The 18,557-nt window shown below is 57.8% G+C and carries 18 protein-coding genes and 7 tRNA genes; 8 read left to right on the top strand and 17 right to left on the bottom strand.

Annotated elements, in window-relative coordinates:
* Nucleotides 1–8: 8 nt before the first annotated feature.
* From AR456_RS06235 to AR456_RS06225, 3 genes are read right to left on the bottom strand one after another with little or no spacing between them, the layout of a single operon-like run.
* On the bottom strand, nucleotides 9–488 hold the full coding sequence (locus AR456_RS06235) for a GNAT family N-acetyltransferase (RefSeq protein WP_021820503.1): 480 nt from the start codon (nucleotides 486–488) through the stop codon (nucleotides 9–11).
* Nucleotides 489–542: 54 nt separating this feature from the next.
* Nucleotides 543–1,400, bottom strand: coding sequence for a sigma-70 family RNA polymerase sigma factor (locus AR456_RS06230; protein ID WP_021820502.1), 858 nt, complete (start codon nucleotides 1,398–1,400; stop codon nucleotides 543–545).
* Complete coding sequence (locus AR456_RS06225) at nucleotides 1,400–1,873, bottom strand: carboxymuconolactone decarboxylase family protein (protein WP_021820501.1); 474 nt, start codon at nucleotides 1,871–1,873, stop codon at nucleotides 1,400–1,402. Before AR456_RS06225 ends, AR456_RS06230 begins: the two co-directional genes overlap by 1 nt.
* A 224-nt stretch (nucleotides 1,874–2,097) precedes the next feature.
* Here AR456_RS06225 and AR456_RS06220 point away from each other — a divergent pair, with 224 nt between their 5' ends.
* Both AR456_RS06220 and AR456_RS06215 read left to right on the top strand, forming a co-directional pair.
* Nucleotides 2,098–3,687 carry an ABC-F family ATPase gene (locus tag AR456_RS06220; RefSeq protein WP_021820500.1) on the top strand — a complete coding sequence of 530 codons (1,590 nt, stop codon included), beginning with the start codon at nucleotides 2,098–2,100 and terminating at the stop codon, nucleotides 3,685–3,687.
* A 194-nt stretch (nucleotides 3,688–3,881) separates the two neighbouring features.
* Nucleotides 3,882–4,106 (top strand): DUF2200 family protein, encoded by a 225-nt coding sequence (locus AR456_RS06215; RefSeq protein WP_031208621.1) that lies wholly within the window; start codon nucleotides 3,882–3,884, stop codon nucleotides 4,104–4,106.
* A gap of 132 nt (nucleotides 4,107–4,238) precedes the next feature.
* Here the strand turns inward: AR456_RS06215 and AR456_RS21450 are convergent, their stop codons facing one another.
* From AR456_RS21450 to AR456_RS06205, 3 genes are all read right to left on the bottom strand, one after another.
* Nucleotides 4,239–4,367: a putative transporter small subunit gene (locus AR456_RS21450; protein WP_021820498.1), complete on the bottom strand. Its 129-nt coding sequence runs from the start codon at nucleotides 4,365–4,367 to the stop codon at nucleotides 4,239–4,241.
* A 28-nt stretch (nucleotides 4,368–4,395) separates the two neighbouring features.
* Nucleotides 4,396–6,096: a sodium:solute symporter family protein gene (locus AR456_RS06210; protein WP_021820497.1), complete on the bottom strand. Its 1,701-nt coding sequence runs from the start codon at nucleotides 6,094–6,096 to the stop codon at nucleotides 4,396–4,398.
* 706 nt (nucleotides 6,097–6,802) lie between these two features.
* Nucleotides 6,803–6,890: transfer RNA gene (locus AR456_RS06205), tRNA-Ser, on the bottom strand.
* A 258-nt stretch (nucleotides 6,891–7,148) separates the two neighbouring features.
* Here AR456_RS06205 and AR456_RS06200 point away from each other — a divergent pair.
* Both AR456_RS06200 and AR456_RS06195 read left to right on the top strand, forming a co-directional pair.
* Entirely contained in the window at nucleotides 7,149–8,159 is a 1,011-nt protein-coding gene (locus AR456_RS06200) for an Ldh family oxidoreductase (protein WP_021820496.1), read from the top strand.
* A gap of 126 nt (nucleotides 8,160–8,285) precedes the next feature.
* Nucleotides 8,286–9,236: an AEC family transporter gene (locus tag AR456_RS06195; protein WP_031208619.1), complete on the top strand. Its 951-nt coding sequence runs from the start codon at nucleotides 8,286–8,288 to the stop codon at nucleotides 9,234–9,236.
* A 28-nt stretch (nucleotides 9,237–9,264) separates the two neighbouring features.
* Here the strand turns inward: AR456_RS06195 and AR456_RS06190 are convergent, their stop codons facing one another.
* The 11 genes from AR456_RS06190 to AR456_RS06140 all read right to left on the bottom strand — a co-directional run bounded on the left by AR456_RS06190 (nucleotide 9,265) and on the right by AR456_RS06140 (nucleotide 14,238).
* The gene (locus AR456_RS06190) at nucleotides 9,265–9,777 is read right to left on the bottom strand and encodes a YiiD C-terminal domain-containing protein (RefSeq protein ID WP_021820494.1); all 513 of its coding nucleotides are present in this window, start codon (nucleotides 9,775–9,777) and stop codon (nucleotides 9,265–9,267) included.
* Between the two features lie 10 nt (nucleotides 9,778–9,787).
* Nucleotides 9,788–10,348 carry a nitroreductase family protein gene (locus tag AR456_RS06185; RefSeq protein ID WP_021820493.1) on the bottom strand — a complete coding sequence of 187 codons (561 nt, stop codon included), beginning with the start codon at nucleotides 10,346–10,348 and terminating at the stop codon, nucleotides 9,788–9,790.
* Between the two features lie 87 nt (nucleotides 10,349–10,435).
* A complete protein-coding gene (gene queF / locus AR456_RS06180) occupies nucleotides 10,436–11,287 on the bottom strand; it encodes an NADPH-dependent 7-cyano-7-deazaguanine reductase QueF (protein WP_021820492.1) in 852 nt (283 codons plus the stop codon).
* A 138-nt stretch (nucleotides 11,288–11,425) separates the two neighbouring features.
* The gene (locus AR456_RS06175) at nucleotides 11,426–12,199 is read right to left on the bottom strand and encodes an ABC transporter permease (protein ID WP_021820491.1); all 774 of its coding nucleotides are present in this window, start codon (nucleotides 12,197–12,199) and stop codon (nucleotides 11,426–11,428) included.
* Entirely contained in the window at nucleotides 12,196–13,158 is a 963-nt protein-coding gene (locus AR456_RS06170) for an ABC transporter ATP-binding protein (RefSeq protein ID WP_021820490.1), read from the bottom strand. The genes AR456_RS06175 and AR456_RS06170 overlap by 4 nt, the downstream gene beginning before the upstream one ends.
* A 341-nt stretch (nucleotides 13,159–13,499) precedes the next feature.
* Nucleotides 13,500–13,574 (bottom strand) — tRNA-Gly (locus AR456_RS06165).
* A gap of 67 nt (nucleotides 13,575–13,641) precedes the next feature.
* Nucleotides 13,642–13,717 (bottom strand) — tRNA-Glu (locus AR456_RS06160).
* Between the two features lie 123 nt (nucleotides 13,718–13,840).
* A tRNA-Gly gene (locus tag AR456_RS06155) sits at nucleotides 13,841–13,915 on the bottom strand.
* Nucleotides 13,916–13,950: 35 nt separating this feature from the next.
* Nucleotides 13,951–14,026: transfer RNA gene (locus tag AR456_RS06150), tRNA-Glu, on the bottom strand.
* 22 nt (nucleotides 14,027–14,048) lie between these two features.
* A tRNA-Gly gene (locus AR456_RS06145) sits at nucleotides 14,049–14,123 on the bottom strand.
* A gap of 39 nt (nucleotides 14,124–14,162) precedes the next feature.
* Nucleotides 14,163–14,238 (bottom strand) — tRNA-Glu (locus tag AR456_RS06140).
* A 314-nt stretch (nucleotides 14,239–14,552) separates the two neighbouring features.
* Here AR456_RS06140 and msrB point away from each other — a divergent pair.
* From msrB to htpX, 4 genes are all read left to right on the top strand, one after another.
* Entirely contained in the window at nucleotides 14,553–14,951 is a 399-nt protein-coding gene (gene msrB / locus AR456_RS06135) for a peptide-methionine (R)-S-oxide reductase MsrB (RefSeq protein ID WP_021820489.1), read from the top strand.
* Nucleotides 14,952–15,045: 94 nt separating this feature from the next.
* Nucleotides 15,046–16,065: a ribosome biogenesis GTPase YlqF gene (gene ylqF, locus AR456_RS06130; RefSeq protein ID WP_021820488.1), complete on the top strand. Its 1,020-nt coding sequence runs from the start codon at nucleotides 15,046–15,048 to the stop codon at nucleotides 16,063–16,065.
* Between the two features lie 133 nt (nucleotides 16,066–16,198).
* Nucleotides 16,199–17,428, top strand: coding sequence for a pyridoxal phosphate-dependent aminotransferase (locus AR456_RS06125; RefSeq protein WP_021820487.1), 1,230 nt, complete (start codon nucleotides 16,199–16,201; stop codon nucleotides 17,426–17,428).
* A gap of 213 nt (nucleotides 17,429–17,641) precedes the next feature.
* Nucleotides 17,642–18,541, top strand: coding sequence for a protease HtpX (gene htpX / locus AR456_RS06120; protein ID WP_021820486.1), 900 nt, complete (start codon nucleotides 17,642–17,644; stop codon nucleotides 18,539–18,541).
* Nucleotides 18,542–18,557 lie beyond the last annotated feature (16 nt).

Genomic DNA, 18,557 nt, shown 5'->3' with positions numbered 1-18,557 from the left:
CCACTCGATCATGTCGCATGCAGTGGCTTTTCGTAGCGCCAGACTTCGAGAGGAAAGGCTCCGCCAGCAACCGGTAACTGGATGACCACGTTGCCGGTGCGCTGCCAGCCATTCTTCGCATAGAACCCCGCTGCTCTTTCGTTGCCTATCGCGCAGACCAGCCAGGCCACCTGCACCCCGAGGTTTCCGAGGTTGGCTTCTGCATCGGACAACAATGCGGCAGCCACCCCGGTGCCTCGAGCCTTTTCGGCGACAAATAGCTGGTCAATCCCGCCCTCCTTGATGATGCACAGGCCAAGCGGTGCGCCGAGCGGACCCGCTACCCGAACACCAGACAGTACCGACTGAAGCCTGGCTCTGAAGCTTTCCAGCGTTCGATATCCAACCAGCGCTTGCGGCAGGATCTCGGCATGGGCATCCCGCCAACTCTGGTACCACAGTTGGGCCAACGGGTTGAGTTCATTCTGGTCTGCCGTTCTTATGTTCATCTCATCACTTGATCATGTCCGTCACGCAGTGCAATTCCTGCGTGCTGATCAAATCTAGTGCAGGTGCCTCAACTTGTCAGGGTTCCTTACCACATAGATCGCAGCAATCCGGCCATCCTCGATATCGAACGCCGTCGTCTGAAACTCACCATCGGCCTCCAGCGAGATGAATCCGGGCAGACCATTGATGAACCCAGTCCGCACCAGTGTTGAACCATGCTCCTGGAGCTTGACCGCAAGGCCTTCGTGGAACTTCATCACTGCTGCAAATCCGAGAATGGGTCTGCTGGCGGCGGCACGCTTGCCCCCACCATCGGCATGCACGCTGATATCAGCAGCCAGCATTGTGCCAAGGGCTTGCATATCGCCGTTACGCGACGCAACGAAGAATGCCTGGGCAAGCTCAAGGCCCCGGCTTCTGCTCACCTGGTAACGAGGTCTCGAGTCACGCACATGAGTGCGAGCACGGGCAGCAAGCTGACGACAGGCAGCGGCATCACGCTGGATGGTTATCGCAACTTCCTCGAACGCCAGCCCGAACACATCGTGCAACAGGAAGGCCGCCCTCTCGAGCGGCGACAGACGTTCCAATGCCAGCATCAGCGGCAAAGTGACGTCTTCTTCCTCCTCCTCTTCCATTACCGGCTCGGGCAACCAGGGGCCAGGATAGGCTTCGCGCTGATGCCGCGCTGATTTGAGCTGATCAAGGCAAAGTCGAGTCACTGTACGGCGCAGAAATGCCGCGGGCTCAAGCACTTCTCCGCGGTCGACCTTCATCCAGCGGATGAAGGCCTCCTGAAGAATATCCTCCGCGTCGGCAACGGAGCCAAGCATACGGTAGGCAACGCGCATCAGTACTGGGCGCAAGGCATCGAAACCGACAGCGGCATCCTCATGTCCGGCACTTGTCATCAGCTAACCGCTCTGGTAGTAGTCGCTTTCACTGCCGCCGGTTCAAGCCAGATGCCGAAGCCTGTGGCGATACGGTTCCAGCCATTGATGACACTGAGTATCAAGGTGAGCTTCACCTGTTCCTCCTCGGTAAAGTGATCCTCCAGGCCCCGATAAGCAGCATCCCGATCATGCCCCTCCGAGAGCCTGGTCATCACCTCTGCCCAGCCGAGAGCGGCACGCTCGCGATCCGTATAGCAGGGGGCCTCACGCCATGCACAAAGCAGGTTGATGCGCTGCTCGGTTTCTCCATTCTCACGCGCAAATACAGTATGCATGTTGAGACAGTTGGCGCAGCCATTGATCTGAGAGGCACGGATCTCGACCAGCCCGACAAGAGTCGGGTCCATACTCTCATTGATGGCGAGCGACGCACGTTGCCAGTCCTTCATCAGCGAGGGGGCAGCGGCAAAGGGATCAAGTCTGGCGGTCATGGTTCGTCTCCTTCTGTGGGTTTCGATACCAGGACGAGTGAGAAGCCGCCGGTGTGACATCACGCCGTCATGAGCGGCTATAGACCCAGGCTTCGAATAGAACGGGAGCTCGGGTGGATAGCGCCATGGCCTGGCGCGTACAATGTGCGCTCCACTTTGGTCGAAGACGCTTGTAGTGTCGGCCCAAGTCTCTCATTCATGTTCCTCCCGCGAGATTCTCCGCCGTGCTCTCTACCGCCAACATCACCATGCAGTTTGGCCCCAAACCGCTGTTCGAAAACGTTTCTGTCAAATTCGGCCAGGGTCGTCGCTACGGCCTGATCGGGGCCAACGGCTGTGGCAAGTCGACCCTGATCAAGATTCTCGGCGGCGACCTGGAGCCTACCAGCGGTCAGGTGATGAAAGACTCCACCACACGACTGGGTAAGTTACGCCAGGATCAGTTCGCCTTCGAGAACGAGCGTGTCATCGACACCGTGATCATGGGTAACGAAGAGCTGTGGACCGTCGCGGCCGAGCGCGAACGCATCTATTCGCAGGCCGAGATGAGCGAAGAAGATGGCATGGCGGTGGCCGATCTCGAAGTGCGCTTTGCCGAACTCGATGGCTATACCGCAGAGGCCCGTGCCGGTGAGTTGCTGCTGGGCCTGGGCATTCCCCTCGAACAGCATGATCAGCCGATGAGCGTGGTCGCTCCGGGCTGGAAGCTCCGGGTGCTGCTGGCCCAGGCCCTGTTCAGCGACCCCGACGTGTTGCTGCTTGATGAGCCGACCAACCATCTCGATATCAATACGATTCGTTGGCTGGAGGACATCCTCAAGGCACGCTCGTCGACCATGATCATCATCTCTCACGACCGCCACTTCCTGAACAGCGTCTGTACCCACATGGCGGACCTGGACTACGGCGAGCTGCAGCTGTTTCCAGGCAATTACGATGAGTACATGACAGCTGCCACTCAGGCGCGCGAACGTCTGCAAGGTGAGAACGCCAAGAAGAAGGCCGAAATTGCCGAGCTCAAGCAATTCGTCAGTCGTTTCTCGGCCAACGCCTCCAAGGCCAAGCAAGCGACCTCTCGCCAGCGCAAGATCGACAAGATCCAGCTCGAAGAGGTCAAGCCCTCATCGCGCATCAGTCCTTTCATTCGCTTCGAGCAGAACAAGAAGATTCATCGCCAGGCGCTGTCGGCAGAAGAGCTCTCCAAGTCCTGGGATGACAATGTACTGTTCGAACGTTTTGATCTGAGAATCGAAGCGGGAGAACGTGTCGCCATCATAGGGCCCAACGGCATCGGCAAGACTACCTTGCTCAACTGCCTGGTCGGCACCATGCCGACTGATGCCGGCGAGGTGAAATGGACCGATGCTGCTGAAGTCGGTTATTTCGCTCAAGACCACGCGGCGGACTTCGAAGGTGGTGAGACGCTGTTCGAATGGATGCAGCAATGGACGACCGCCGGCGAGCAGACAGTACGTGGTGCCCTCGGCCGGATGTTGTTCTCCAACGACGATATCGGCAAGTCCGTCAAAGTGATTTCAGGTGGCGAGCAAGGGCGCATGCTGTTCGGCAAGCTCTCACTGCAGAACCCCAATGTGTTGGTTATGGATGAGCCCACCAACCACCTGGACATGGAGTCCATCGAAGCACTTAACCTGGCACTGGACAACTATGCCGGCACCCTGATTTTCGTTAGTCACGATCGAGAGTTTGTCGGCTCGCTGGCCACGCGCATCATCGAGATGAAAGACGATGGCATCGTCGATTTCAGCGGCAGCTATGATGACTACCTGCGCAGTCAGGGCGTGCTCGGCTGAGCCTTCTTTCGTTCAAGGACTTCTTTCCTTCAAGCATGCAGGACAACACTCGTTGCCCTGCATGTGTCACCAGCCCCGGTTGCAGTTCTTCCCATCCCGGTTCCTCGCATGCTCGACGCTGAACGCCGTCGCCTCGGCGCCGGAAACCTGACATGCCGTTGCCGGAACCTCTCTGAGTTTGGACAGCTGTCGGAATTCTGAGTGGCCAGCAGGCAAAAAAAGACACAAGCTTCGAGGATTTCTTCAAGCAAGCGCCGCGTATGAATCCATCGCGCTCACTGATTAAAAGAGTGGTCTGCGGCGTCCGTGTGGAAGACATCGAGGAACCCACCATGCGGGAAATTCGCTACCTGGACAAGCTGATCGATGAACTCGCCAGGGGCAAGGCGATGGAGAAGATCCTGAGAACCGGAAGTTGATGGCGGTATTCGGAACAACCGAAGCCCTCACCGAGGCCTTCGCCTCGGTGAGGGCGCCTTACTCAGCCAGATTGTGATCGCCTAGCTGACATCAGCATCGGATTCACGACCGGACCGAGGATACGCATGAGCTCAGACGAGCGACTTGCGCTCGCGACGGGCCTCGCGCCGATCACGCCATACAGCACGGCAGATCAATACCAGCACACCCAGGGTCAGGGCCGGCCAGATCAGTACGTAGGCGGCAAAGATGGCAGTCATGGTCAAACTCCGTTATATGAAATGTGAATCAGCGCTGAGTTGCGAGTGATACCGGCACAGGCTCGCTGGTTGCTTCGACCGCATCCTCATCGGTGAGATGTTCGTCGTAGTCCCCGACCCGCTCACGAATAGTGTCGAAATCGAAACGCTCACGACTGGCAAGGCTCATCACTACACACACCAGGGTGCTGGTGCCATAGGCAGTCAGCGACGCCAGCAGCACGGTATAGTCCCTCAGGAAGCCTGTAGCAAAGACCAGCATCGCCAACAGTGCCAACCCTCCAGCGGTGAAGCCGGCTACACGGCCAAGAAAGCCGAAAACCATGAGACCGATAATGACCCCACCGCCAATGGAGGCCAGAATCTCGAAGAGCAATCCCGTGACTCCTGAGAGAGGCACCCACTCAAAGCGAGTCATACAGAACACCAGCATGGCGACGAGCACGGAAGTGGTGAAAGCGGCGTTGGTGACGCGGTTCCAGAAACAGCTGGCAATTACCGGAAATACGATCGCCCCCCACAGCGCACCGACAAAGACCAGCATCACCAGAATATCCAACGAGAAGCTGGCGAAGACAATGCCGATCGCAGTGGCGACGATCATGGTCAATCGCCCTACCAATAGCATGCGTTCAGGGTTCGCCTTGCCACGAGCAATGTTCTTGCCGTAAACGTCAGCCATCATGATCGCCGACAGCGCCGAGAGATCGGAATCGGCAGTCGAGGACAGCGAACCTATCACCAGGATAAAGAATAGCGCGATGAACAGTGGCGGCAGATAGCCCGATACCATCTGTGGGATCAGGTTGTTCATGTCACCGTTCAACGGTTCGATGCCCAGTGTCAGTGCCATCAGTCCAATCATTCCCAAGCCGATAACGATCGCGCCGTAACCGATGGTCGCGGTGAGGAAGGTCGGCTTGATGTGCTCTTCCTTGACCGCAAACAGGCGCTGGGAAATGGTCTGGTTACCAATGGCATAGGCCAGCACAGCAACAAAGAAAGGCGCGCCCTGATTGAGAATCGCATCAACGGAAAGGAAGTTGGCCTGTTCAACAGTTAGATTGCCAAGCCCGGCAACCAGTTCGCTCGGCCCGCCCATTGCGAAGAACACCGCAGGAATGATCACCACGGCAATAGCCATCAGGGCCACCAGCTGGGCGAAGTCGGTAAGTACCGATGCACGAAAGCCCGACCAAAGGGTATAAAGCAACACGCCAACTCCGGCAATGATCACTCCGGCCTGGAAGGAAAGTGGCGAGAGAACCGAGACCAACGCCCCAGCAGCCGTGAAGTTGACCATCAGGCTGATGATGCTGCCCAGCAGATTGGACAGTGCCAGAATCAATTGGCTGGAAGAGCCGTGGCGAGCATGGATCAGCTCACCCAGGGTGTGAGCATTGGGGGCAAGCTTGCGGAAGCGCCGACCAAAGGGATAGATGAATAGAATCATCAGTGCGCCCCACAGCCCATAGTGAATGGGACCTGAGACTCCGTAGGTGTACCCCGACGTCGCGGCGGCGTAGAAGGACGCCGCCCAGATCCAGGTGGCAGTCATACTGGCAGCACCGATACCGAAGCCAACGCGATGATTGGAGACCATAAAGGCATCGGCATCCTCTTTCTTCTTGCGAATACCGAGTGTCAGCAGATAGGTGCCGCCATAGAAGGCGAGCATCAGCAGGATGACCGTCAGAGTCGAGAATTGATGGAGTGATGCGTTGTTCAAGAGCAACCTCTAGGTGGGTGGAACGGAAGCACGCCACAAACGCCGCTACTTACCAGCGTGCGCAGGACGCAGAGAAGAGGTGCCGTGAGGGCACGAAAAACACGCACGACGAGGTGTCTCCAGGCAGCCTGAAAAGCTGAGCTCCGGAAGAACACAAAGCGCACTGTCGGCCGTCAGGGCAGCAGAGGCGGGAAACGTCGTTGAGTCGACGTCAGAAGAACGGCGGTGGGCGGCGCGGCATGCAGCGGCCCTGGTCAGCATAATGGGGCGACATGGATTTCCTCTCTATCGATCACGACGTCGCCTGGCAGTCGTAAAGTGCCGGTGATCACATCATCATCGTGGTAGTGAGACCAATACATCCCGTTGCGGGATGATGCCGGGTCAATGTGGTATAGCGGTACGACCCGAGGCCAGTACCCTAATACGTTGCCGGCAAGATGTCCAATTGGCGCCAATCACGCCGACTTCTCCAGCGAATCTCAAGAGAACAAGAACAGCTGTCAAACCGGCTCCCGTCGGTCATGGCCCGCAGCTCACCACCACTCTCTCAGCGGAGCATAGCATCAAGGATGGGGACGGAGATGACTCCCATGAACAGCAACCAGGGCCAGCTATAGCAGCATTATGGAAGCCATGGAGTGGAGGCGGGAAATCCATAAACAAAAAGGCCGCTGACAAAATCAGCGGCCTTTGCAATATTCTGTGGCGGAGGGGGAGGGATTCGAACCCTCGAAGCCTTTCGACTTACACACTTTCCAGGCGTGCTCCTTCGACCACTCGGACACCCCTCCGCATTGTCATCCAGAAAGAATCGGAGGCGCGATGCGCTGCGTTTCGTTCAGGACGGCGCATACTCTACCCACTTAAGTTCTAGATTGCAAGACAATTTCTCCTTCCTGCACCGACCTGGACCCTTCCATCCTCACCACGTACTCAGTCATCGACAGAAGTGGCATGGCAGGTGCGAAGGGGAAGCTTTACCTTATAGCGCTAATGTTGAGCTCGTTAACAACTCTTCCTTCTCAGCCACCAGGCATTAAAGGAAAAACATGTCCGCGACCGTTACTCTGACACTGGCAGAGGCTGAACAACTCAGTCTCGATATCCTGACTCATTATGGCTACAGCGACGCCCATGCCGCAGCCATTACGCGCAGCGTAGTGGCTGCACAACGCGATGAGTGCCATTCCCATGGTCTGTATCGAATACTCAACTGTGTCGAAACCGCCCGGTTAGGTGCCATCGACCTGAGCGCGGAACCGGAAATCATCGATCAGGCCCCTGCCGTCGTCAGGGTCAATGCCCACCAGGGATGCTCGCTGCTATCGCTGGAGCACGGACTTCCGCTGCTGGTCGATAAGGCAAAAACCATGGGCATCGCCCTACTCGGCATCAACAACAGCTTTCACTTTTCTGCACTCTGGCCGGAAGTTGAAGCGCTCTCTGCACAGGGCCTGGTCGGCATCGCCATGACCCCCAGCCATGCCTTTGTCGCTCCCGCCGGTGGCAGCAAGCCACTGTTTGGTACCAACCCCATCGCCTTCTCGTGGCCTCGGCCGGGCAAGACGCCTTACACCTTCGACTTCGCGACCAGTGTCGTGGCTCGAGGAGAAATCGAGCTACACCGTCGTGCTGGAGACGAGATACCTGACCACTGGGCAGTCGACGTCGACGGCAATCCAACCACTAGCCCTGAAGAGGCGTTGTCAGGAGCCATGTTGACGTTCGGGGGCTACAAGGGTTCGGCACTGTCGACCATGATTGAATTGCTGGCCGGTCCTTTGATCGGCGACCTGCTGGGACATGAAACCCAGGCCGCGACCGCCGAAGGCGATGGCAAGCCCTTCCATGGTGAGTTGCTGATTGCCATTGCTCCCGAGGTTCTACTCGGCGAACAGGCCGCGCAGCATCTACTGCATGCCGAAACGCTATTCGAGGAAATCATTGCCCAGGGCGCTCGCCTTCCCTCTCAGCGTCGCTATGCGGCCAGAGCGCGAAGCCTGGAGAACGGCGTGACAATTCCGGAAGCACTACATCAGGAGCTCCAGGCGCTGCTGTGACTGTCTGAAGCTGTGACCATCTGAAAAAGTGCCTTCGCTGGCAAATAACGGCGCCGCGTGGCGTTTCAAACTGTTCGGCGCGCTTACCCGCGCGCCGGGCCCTGGGATACGCCACGGGAGATTCACTTGCTGCACACGCTAAGTATCATGGCCCCCATTCTCCTGTTGATGGGATTGGGGTATACCGCCGCTCATGTCCGCCTGATCAGTCGTGAACAGCTGCAGGGCATCGGCCAGTTGGTGATGTACTTTGCTCTGCCGGCACTGATCATTCGCGCCCTCACGGAAAACCCGCTTGGCGAGACAATCGACCCCTATTATCTGCTGGCTTACGGGCTGGCCTCGATCGTGCTGTTCACCCTGGTGCTCTACTGGACATGCAGAGTATCCGGTAGGCCATTATCCACCGGCGCGATGTATGCGCTCGGCATATCCGCATCCAACAGCGCCTTCAGCGGCTACCCGATTGCCTCAATGGTACTTGGCCCGTCTGCCGCGACGTTTCTGGCACAGAACATGATCATCGAAAACCTGTTGATACTGCCTGCTGCGCTGATCATTGCCGAACTGGGGCAGCATCAGCGTGGAAATCGTATTGCTACGTTTCTCACCGTTGGTCGTCGTCTGATCAGAAACCCACTGTTGCTGGCTCTCTGCATCGGGGTGGCTCTCGCCATACTGGAGATTCAACTGCCTGGGCCGCTGAGTCAGGTCATCGATATGCTGGCCAATGCCACAGCCCCGACAGCGCTATTCGCGGTTGGAGGTGCGCTGTATGGGCTTCAGGTCAGAGGACTGGTGAGCAGTGCCAGCCTGATCGTATTCGGCAAGCTGGTTCTTCATCCGCTGGCGATGCTGATCACCTTCTCACTGATCATGCCGGGATCACCCGATGCTCTTGCCGGGGCGCTGCTGTTCGCCAGTGTTCCAATGATCAGCATCTTTCCGCTGATCTGCCAACGGTACTCGATGGGCAATATTGGAGCCGGTGCATTGTTCATCGCCTCACTGGCGTCTTTCGTGACCATCACCTGTGTGATTGCTCTAATGAGCTACTTCGGGCTGCTGATGCCCTAGTCCCGGGCCATTGCGACCTTGCTTTTGATCACTGCGCCAGCACGACATAATCACCACTTGCCTCGAGACATAGGGTGTCTCCGCACCATAGCTGCTGAACCAGGGAGATACGCCCACGGCCTTTCTGATCGAGCTGCTCGGCGAGCCGCTCGCTGGCATTGGCCTCTGCCGGCATGCAGATCATCCGATAGTCGTCTGTGACCGGAGCGCGAAACCGCTGAGTGGCAGTAGCGACGACCACATCACGCAATATGCCACGCCGGCGTAGCCAGAGTGTGGTCCAACACCAGCCGAGCAATGTGGTCTGGGCGGTAAGAGCACCGCCAAAGCCAGTGCCCTTGTCATTGAGGTTGGGCGTCAACGCCAGCTGCCAGATGAGTTGATCGCCATCGCGCTGCATCTGCTGGATGCCCAATGACCTGACCATGGGGATAGCCTCCGCCAGCCAGTCGAGAAACACATCCGGAGCATCCTCGCCACCGCTCTCCGACAAGGGAAGACGAGGGTGAGCCTCGCCAATGTCACGCCTGTATCCACTCATGCCCAGGCCTTCAATCCCAGCGTTCGACAAAAGTCTCGATATCGTGCTCGACAAGCGGTTTGTGGCGCCCTGCAAGTTGCCCCAGGTAGATGAAGGCAACCAACTCATCATCTTCCGCCAACCGCAGCCCCTTGCGCACGGTATCGTCGAAGGCGTACTTTCCGCTGCGCCACATGGCACCAAGGCCAAGCGCATGTGCCGCCAGCAGGATGCCATGAGCCGCACAGCCTGCCGAAATCACCTGTTCGACCTTCGGTACGCCCGGGATATCAGGCGTTACCTTGGCTACCACACCAATCACCATCGGCGCGCGCCTGGGCTTGAGGCGCGCGGCATTCAGGGTGTCATCACTGGCACTCGGATCCTCACGGAACTCTGCCTCGGCGAACAGCTCGCCAAGGCGATCCAACCCTTCACCGACAAACTCGATAAAGCGCCAGGGGCGCAGTTCCTTGTGATCCGGCGCGCGAAGGGCTGCCTTGTATAGCGTCTCGAGCTGCTCCTGATCAGGCGCAGGGCCGGTCAGCTTGCCCATGGAACTGCGTTCATGCAGTAGCGTTATGGCATCCATTGTTGTCTCCATCCTCGGCAACTCGATTACAGTCAGGGCGCTCTACCGGCTATACGCCCCATGACAGCACCCTATCAAAGCGCTCAACTACTGTCGTGCCAGGCGCAACGGCAGCGGCGGCTCCTCACCCGGAGTTGCGCGCCAGGGGCTGATGTCGAGCCCACCGCGACGCACGTAGCGCGCCATGACCAGCAGTCGCTCCGGTCTGGCCCGCTGCATCAAATCGGTAAAGATGTGCTCCACACAATGCTCATGGAAGTCCTGATGCTGACGATAGCCGATGATATAACGCAACAGGCCCTCGCGATCGAGCCGCGGGCCACGGTAGCGAATCATCACACTGCCCCAATCCGGCTGACCAGTCACCGGGCAGTTGGACTTGAGCAAGTGCGAGGTCAAGGTCTCCTCAACAACCTCGTCGCCGACGGCAAGATGGTCACTGCTGGGCGTATAGCTACGGACGTCGATGTCCAGATCATCGATACATTCGCCAGGCAGCGGGCGCGGCATCAGCTCAGCATCATCGACCGCCAACAGCTCGACCTTGACCTCAGCCCCCGCCGCCTTGGACAGGTCTGCGGTCAGTGTCTGGGCCACTGCTGCATGATCGTCGAAATGCGTCTGATTGAAGCTGTTGAGATACAGCTTCCATGACTTCGACTCGATCAGGTTCGGTGACTCGGCAGGCAAGCGAAAGCGCGCCACGGCGACGATCGGCTTGCCCTTGCGGTTCAACCAGGAAAGCTCGAAGGCATGCCATTCATCTTCACCAACGAACGGCAACCGGCTCTCCTCGATGCCCAGAGGTGCGCGGTTGGCAGCACGTGCAATCGGAAACAGCAGGCTCGGATCATAGTGCTCAGGATAATTCGACTCACGCCCCAGCGGCGCATGCTCCAGAGTCTCCGGCCGCTGACCGGGTGTGGATAACTCACTCATATCATCATTCCTCGGCCAACTTTACAGCCGTCTACCTGTTCAAGGACCATCTACCAGCTCAAGGACCATCTACCAGCTCAAGGACCATCTACTGGCTCAAGGACCATCTACTGGCTCAAGGACCATCTACGATACGGCTCAGCTACGAATACCCTTGCCATTCTCGAGCATCCACAATGCTACCGCGAACAGCGCAACGATAAAGCCCATGATCGCCGTCAGCGCCCAGCCGACGGGTATATCGGATACCCCCAGGAAACCGTAGCGGAACACATTGACCATATACAGGATCGGGTTGAGCATCGAGGCACCCTGCCAGAACGCCGGCAGCAGCGAGATGGAGTAGAACACTCCACCCAGGTATGTGAGCGGCGTCAGCACAAAGGTCGGGACAATCGAGATGTCATCAAACTTCTTGCCGAGCAATGCGTTGATGAACCCGCCGAGGGCAAACAACGCTGCCGTCAGCACTACCACGACCAACGTCAACAGTGGGTGCGCGACGTCGATGCGAGTGAAGAACAGCGACACTCCAGTGACAATGACGCCGACACCCAGACCACGCGCCATACCACCAAGCACAAAGCCAGCCAGAATCACCCAGTTGGGCATCGGCGAGACCATCATCTCTTCAATACTGCGCTGGAACTTGTTGGAGAAGAACGACGAGGCAACATTGGAGTAGCTATTGGTGATCACCGACATCATGATCAGGCCCGGAACAATGAAGTCCATATAACTGTAGCCATCCATCTCCCCGATCCGCGAGCCGATCAGATTACCGAAGATGATGAAATACATCGTCATGGTGATCGAAGGTGGCAACAGCGTCTGCGGCCAGATCCGCGTGAATCGTTTGATCTCCTTGACCACCAGGGTCCACAGGGCAATCGCTATCTGACTAGGGTTCATCCACGCAGCTCCCTGTTATCGGCCTGTGCCTGTTGGGCATTGCCCTTCTCGACCATCGACACGAACATCTCCTCCAGGCGGTTGGCGCGGTTGCGCATTGACACCACCTGCACACCTTCACGTCCCAGTACATCGAACACATCATTGAGCCGTTGCCCGCGATGTACCATTACCGACAGCTGAGTGTCGTCGACTCGCTTGACCTCGAACCCATCGATCTTCGGCACATGGCTCAGAGGTTCTGCCAGATCGAGCAGGAACGTCTCGGTATCCAGCTCAGCCAGCAGCTCACGTACACTGGTATCACGCACGATCTCACCCAGATTGATGATGCCGATATGCCGACAGAGGCTCTCGGCCTCCTCGAGATAGTGCGTGGTAAGGATAATGGTGGTGCCTTCATCACGATTGATGCGACGCATGTAGTCCCACATGCTGCGACGCAACTCGATATCCACACCCGCAGTCGGCTCGTCGAGAATCAGCAGTTTGGGGCGATGCATCAGCGCTCGAGCAATCATCAGACGACGCTTCATACCACCGGAAAGCATGCGTGCACTGCCATTACGCTTGTCCCACAGACTGAGATCACGCAACAGGCTTTCAGCACGTGGCAGTGCCTCACTACGCGGCATGCCGTAATAGCCCGCCTGCGCCAGCACGATATCGAGCACATTCTCGAACTGGTTGAAGTTGAACTCCTGTGGCACCACTCCAAGGTGGTACTTGGCACGGGCGAAGTCCTCATCGATATCGATGCCGAAGATCTTCACCTTGCCCGCGGTCTTCTGTACCAGAGAACAAACCACACCCAGAGTGGTGGACTTGCCGGCCCCATTGGGCCCGAGCAGTGCATAGAAATCGCCCTGTTGAACATCGAGATCGATGCCCTTGAGAGCCTGAAAGCCATTGCCGTAGACCTTGGTCAGGCCACGGATGGACAGCGCCGGTTCGGCCATGAGCAAATCCTGGAGAATGTCAGAGGTGTCGTCACCCATCACGCCTGGTGACGCGATCAGTATCGACAGAAAGATAGAAGGCTTAGGATATGAGGGCGAAGCATTGCGACTTCAAGTAAAGGATGGAGTTGTTGCGCTCGCACTCGACAGCCCACACACAAGCAGCGCAAGAATCGCCAGTCGGCGCGGGGGCATGCTCAGGTCACGTCGACGAGCCAGGTATACAATTGATAGGTCGATACTGGAGCGGGAAATGAGATTCGACCGGGTGGCGCACCACCGGGCTGGCGCACCAGATCGCGACCCCAAGGACTATTACTGCGGAAGGATGGAACGAAAACTGGAGCGGGAAACGAGATTCGAACTCGCGACCCCAACCTTGGCAAGGTTGTGCTCTACCACTGAGCTATTCCCGCTTTATACAGACAGAAGCTGAATCAGATAGAAACAGAGCTTCCTGTGTGGCGTGTCGACGATGCGAAGTGGCGTCCCATAGGGGGTTCGAACCCCTGTTCCCGCCGTGAAAGGGCGGTGTCCTGGACCACTAGACGAATGGGACGCATGATCTACTGAAGCAGATATGGAGCGGGATAACGTGATTCGACCGGGTGGCGTACCACCGGGCTGGCGTACCAGCTCGCGACCGTCACATTGGCCGACTCTTTATCCACCGAAGCAGATATGGAGCGGGAAACGAGATTCGAACTCGCGACCCCAACCTTGGCAAGGTTGTGCTCTACCACTGAGCTATTCCCGCAAACGCATTCGCAGCGCAACAATTTGTATCAGAAGTGGCGTCCCATAGGGGGTTCGAACCCCTGTTCCCGCCGTGAAAGGGCGGTGTCCTGGACCACTAGACGAATGGGACGCATGATCCACCGCAGCAGATATGGAGCGGGAAACGAGATTCGAACTCGCGACCCCAACCTTGGCAAGGTTGTGCTCTACCACTGAGCTATTCCCGCATATCCAACTTTCCGATACAGCACCTTGATGAGTCGAGATGGCGTCCCATAGGGGGTTCGAACCCCTGTTCCCGCCGTGAAAGGGCGGTGTCCTGGACCACTAGACGAATGGGACGCATACGACTCGGCTCGTCGAGGTGGCGCGTATGTTACTGAGCCCCCTCATAAGTGTCAAGCCCAAGGAATGACTGAAATTTTCCGGGCGACTCGATTTCCTGTCTGGCTCCCCTTCACACCCCGCAACCCTCCCTATTTCAGTAGGGCCATCAGCACAGATTAGTACGAGCGGGCTAACACAGACTGAATACCACATTCTCGACGATAGATTGGACGCCACCATCCTGGACATAGTGCTTATTGGTCAAATTTGATCAAACGTCGTAGTTTGAAGGGTGTGGAATGCCAACGTCAGTTGCCAGGAGAAGGTCCATGCGCAAGAAGATCGAGAAACCCGATGCCGAATGGCGTGAACAGCTCACTCCAGAGCAATACGAGGTAACGCGTGAAAAGGGTACTGAGCGCCCTTTCAGTGGCGACTATCAAGTCACCGACGTTCACGGCATCTATCATTGCGTATGCTGCAATGCCCCACTGTTCGAGAATGAACACAAGTTCGATGCCGGCTGTGGCTGGCCCAGCTTTGACCGCCCGCTATCATCGGAAAGCGTGGAGGAGCACTTCGACACCAGCCATGGCATGCGCCGAGTCGAGGTCACCTGTGGACGCTGCAATGCTCATCTTGGTCATGTATTCCCCGATGGCCCACCTACCACAGGCAACCGCTTCTGTATCAACTCAGTGGCCTTGAACTTTCACGAAGGCGAATAGCCACGTCGGAAGTGGCTTGAATACCGAAACCACCGCGCACACGGCCGGTCATCTGATAAGATGGTCGGCCGTTTGTCAGTAGGAGAAAGGCATCATGCTCGGTTGGTTTCCGGGACACATGAACAAGGCGCGGCGCCAGATTCTTGAAGCACTGCCGGAAATCGATGTTGTGATCGAAGTGCTCGATGCCCGTTTGCCCTATTCCAGCGCCAACCCGATGCTGGCACAGCTTACGCGCCACAAACCGGTGCTCAAGATCCTGTCGCGTGCCGACCTTGCCGATCCTGAGCGCACTCGCGAGTGGGCAGCTTACTTCGACGCACAGCCCGACACTCGTGCGTTGGCAGTGACGACTACCAATACCCGTGAGCTCAAGCGCATCCCCAAGCTCTGTCATGAGCTGGCCGGCCAGGTGCGTGCCGACCGTGATGTCCGCGTCATGGTCATGGGCATTCCCAATGTCGGTAAATCGACGTTGATCAATGGCCTCGCTGGCCGGACCATCGCCAAGACCGGCAATGAGCCCGCTGTCACCAAGCGCCAGCAGAAGGTGCGTATCCAGGGGCGCGTCGCCCTTACCGACACGCCGGGGGTTCTGTGGCCGAAGATCGAGAATCAGGCCAGCGCCTATCGACTGGCAGCCAGTGGCGCGATCCGTGATACGGCGATTGATTACGTCGATGTCGCCTTGATTACTGCCGCAGAACTGGCCAGGCGCTATCCAGATGCGCTGAAAGCACGGTATAAGCTCAAGACACTACCACTCTACGAAGCTCACCCACAGGCGGATAGCGTCGAAGCCGATGGTGGCGAACGTCCAGACCTGATGGCGCTGGCCGGTTTCGATGGCCATGCCATCCTCGGCGAGATCGCCGCAAAGCGCGGCGGACTACGTGCCGGCGGAGAGATCGATCTGCATCGTGGCTCCGAGGTGCTGTTGCATGAGCTGCGCGATGGCAAACTGGGCCGCCTGACTCTCGAAACACCCGCGGATATTCCGGTTGTCGAGGAAGGTATCGAAGACGGTATCGAGGACGGTGCCAACGAAGATACCGATAAAGGCCCCAACAACGCGGCCGACTCGGATGCCTCAGCATCTAACAGCGGCAATTGATTCAAACTAGAGACGGCTGAACAACTGCAGTCGTCGTTCGACTCTTATGCCTGTGCCGCCACGGTGGCACTGGATACACCCAGGGTGCAGGCCTGGCCGCACCCTTCCACGGATTCAGCGAGACCCCTGCGCCATGGATACGCCTACGCTTCGCAAGTCCCACAAGCTCGATAACGTCTGCTACGACATTCGCGGCCCTGTCCTTGAGCATGCCAAGCGCCTCGAGGATGAAGGCCAGCGCATCCTGAAGCTGAACATCGGTAACCCCGCGCCCTTCGGCTTCGAGGCACCGGAAGAAATTCTTCAGGATGTGATGCGTAACCTGCCGACGGCGCAGGGTTACTGTGATTCCAAGGGACTGTATTCAGCGCGCAAGGCGATCATGCAGGAGTGTCAGCGCAAGGCGATTCCCGGCGTTGGCATCGAAGATATCTATATCGGCAATGGCGTATCCGAGCTGATTGTGATGGCCATGCAGGCGCTGCTCAACGACGGCGACGAGGTGTTGATCCCGGCCCCGGATTACCCGCTTTGGACCGCTGCGGTCAATCTGTCCGGCGGCCGAGGCGTACACTACATCTGTGATGAGCAGGCCGACTGGGCGCCGGATATGGCAGATATCCGTGCCAAGGTAACCAGTCACACCCGCGCCATCGTCATCATCAACCCCAACAACCCCACTGGTGCGGTCTACCCACCGGAAGTGTTGCGAGAGCTACTGGATATCGCACGCGAACACAACCTGGTGGTGTTCTCTGACGAGATCTACGACAAGATCCTCTACGACGACGCCGTACACGTCGCGACCGGCTCTCTCGCCAGCGATGAGCAACTGGTGGTAACCATGAACGGGCTGTCAAAGAGCTATCGCTGCGCGGGGTTCCGCAGTGGCTGGATGACGCTGTCAGGCACCGTGGCCATGAAGCGCAGTCAGGACTTCATCCAGGGGCTGACGATGCTGGCCTCGATGCGCCTATGCGCCAATGTTCCTGCCCAGCATGCCATTCAGACGGCGCTTGGCGGCTACCAGTCGATCAATGACCTGATCCTGCCCGGAGGTCGGTTGCTGGCACAGCGCAACATCACCATGGACAAGCTCAACGCTATTCCAGGCGTCAGTTGTGTCGCCCCCAAAGGCGCGCTCTATGCCTTCCCGCGTCTCGATCCCAAGGTCTACAACATCAAGGATGACCAACAGCTGGTGTTGGACCTGTTACTGCAGGAGAAAATCCTGCTGGTGCAGGGCACGGCCTTCAATTGGCCGGACCCTGACCACGTGCGTATCGTCACCCTGCCCTGGGTGGACCAGCTCGGTGATGCACTGGACCGCTTTGCCCGTTTTCTGTCCAGCTACCGCCAGTAACACGAGTTACCGCGGACACTTGTGAGCAGCCACTTACCCATCAGCCCAGGCGAGTGGGTGAGTGGCCACCAGCGATCTCTTCCCGGCACTGAAATACCTGCGCAGGAGCTTGAAACCTGACGCGGAAACACCTATCTAAGCATCAGTCTTGCCAATGTGCTGCCTCTTGTTTCAGCAGTACATATTGATTCCCTGCTACGGAGATATCCGGCCATGATGAGAATACTGCTCTTTCTGGGCACCAACCTGGCAGTCGTGTTGGTCGCCAGTATTACCCTGCGATTGCTGGGCGTTGAGCCCTACCTGAATGCCCAGGGAATCAACTTCAATGCGCTGCTGATCTTCTGCTTTGTCTTCGGCATGGCAGGCTCCATGATCTCACTGTTTCTGTCCAAGTGGATGGCCAAACGCTCCACCGGCACGGTGATCATCGAGTCCCCCTCCAACGCCAGCGAGCAGTGGTTGGTAGATACTGTTGCCGAGTTGGCAAAAGCCGCCAATATCAAGACCCCGGAAGTCGGTATCTTCCCGGCACAGCAATCCAACGCTTTTGCTACTGGCTGGAACAAGGATGACGCCCTGGTGGCCGTCTCTGCCGGCCTGCTCAACCGCATGCAGCCGGAAGAGGTGAAAGCCGTACTGGCCCACGAAATCGGCCACGTCGCCAATGGCGACATGGTGACTCTGGCGCTGGTACAGGGTGTGCTGAACACCTTTGTGATGTTCTTCGCCCGCGTTGTGGCTCAGTTGCTGGATGCGTTCCTGCGCCGTGACGACAACCAGGGCCTCGGCTTCATGGGCTACTTCGCGGTCGTCATTGTCGCCGAGATCGTATTCGGCATCGCTGCCTCGGTCGTTGTCGCCTGGTTCTCGCGCTTCCGTGAGTACAGAGCCGATGCGGCTGGAGCCAAACTGGCTGGCTCGGGTGCCATGATCAATGCTCTCGCCCGTCTCAAGGCAGAGACCCAACTACCCGATCAGATGCCAGATACCCTGACGGCGTTTGCCATCACTACTGGCAAGTCACGCAAATTGATGGAGAAGCTCTTCGCCAGCCATCCGCCACTGGACGACCGTATTCGCGCGCTGAAAGAAGCTGCCTACCGCGAATGAGGCTCATGCCCCCGCC

Source organism: Halomonas huangheensis (genome assembly GCF_001431725.1).
Lineage (GTDB): Bacteria > Pseudomonadota > Gammaproteobacteria > Pseudomonadales > Halomonadaceae > Halomonas > Halomonas huangheensis.
Note: the sequence above shows the minus strand (reverse complement) of the source record. Positions and strands in the feature narration are given on the sequence as shown.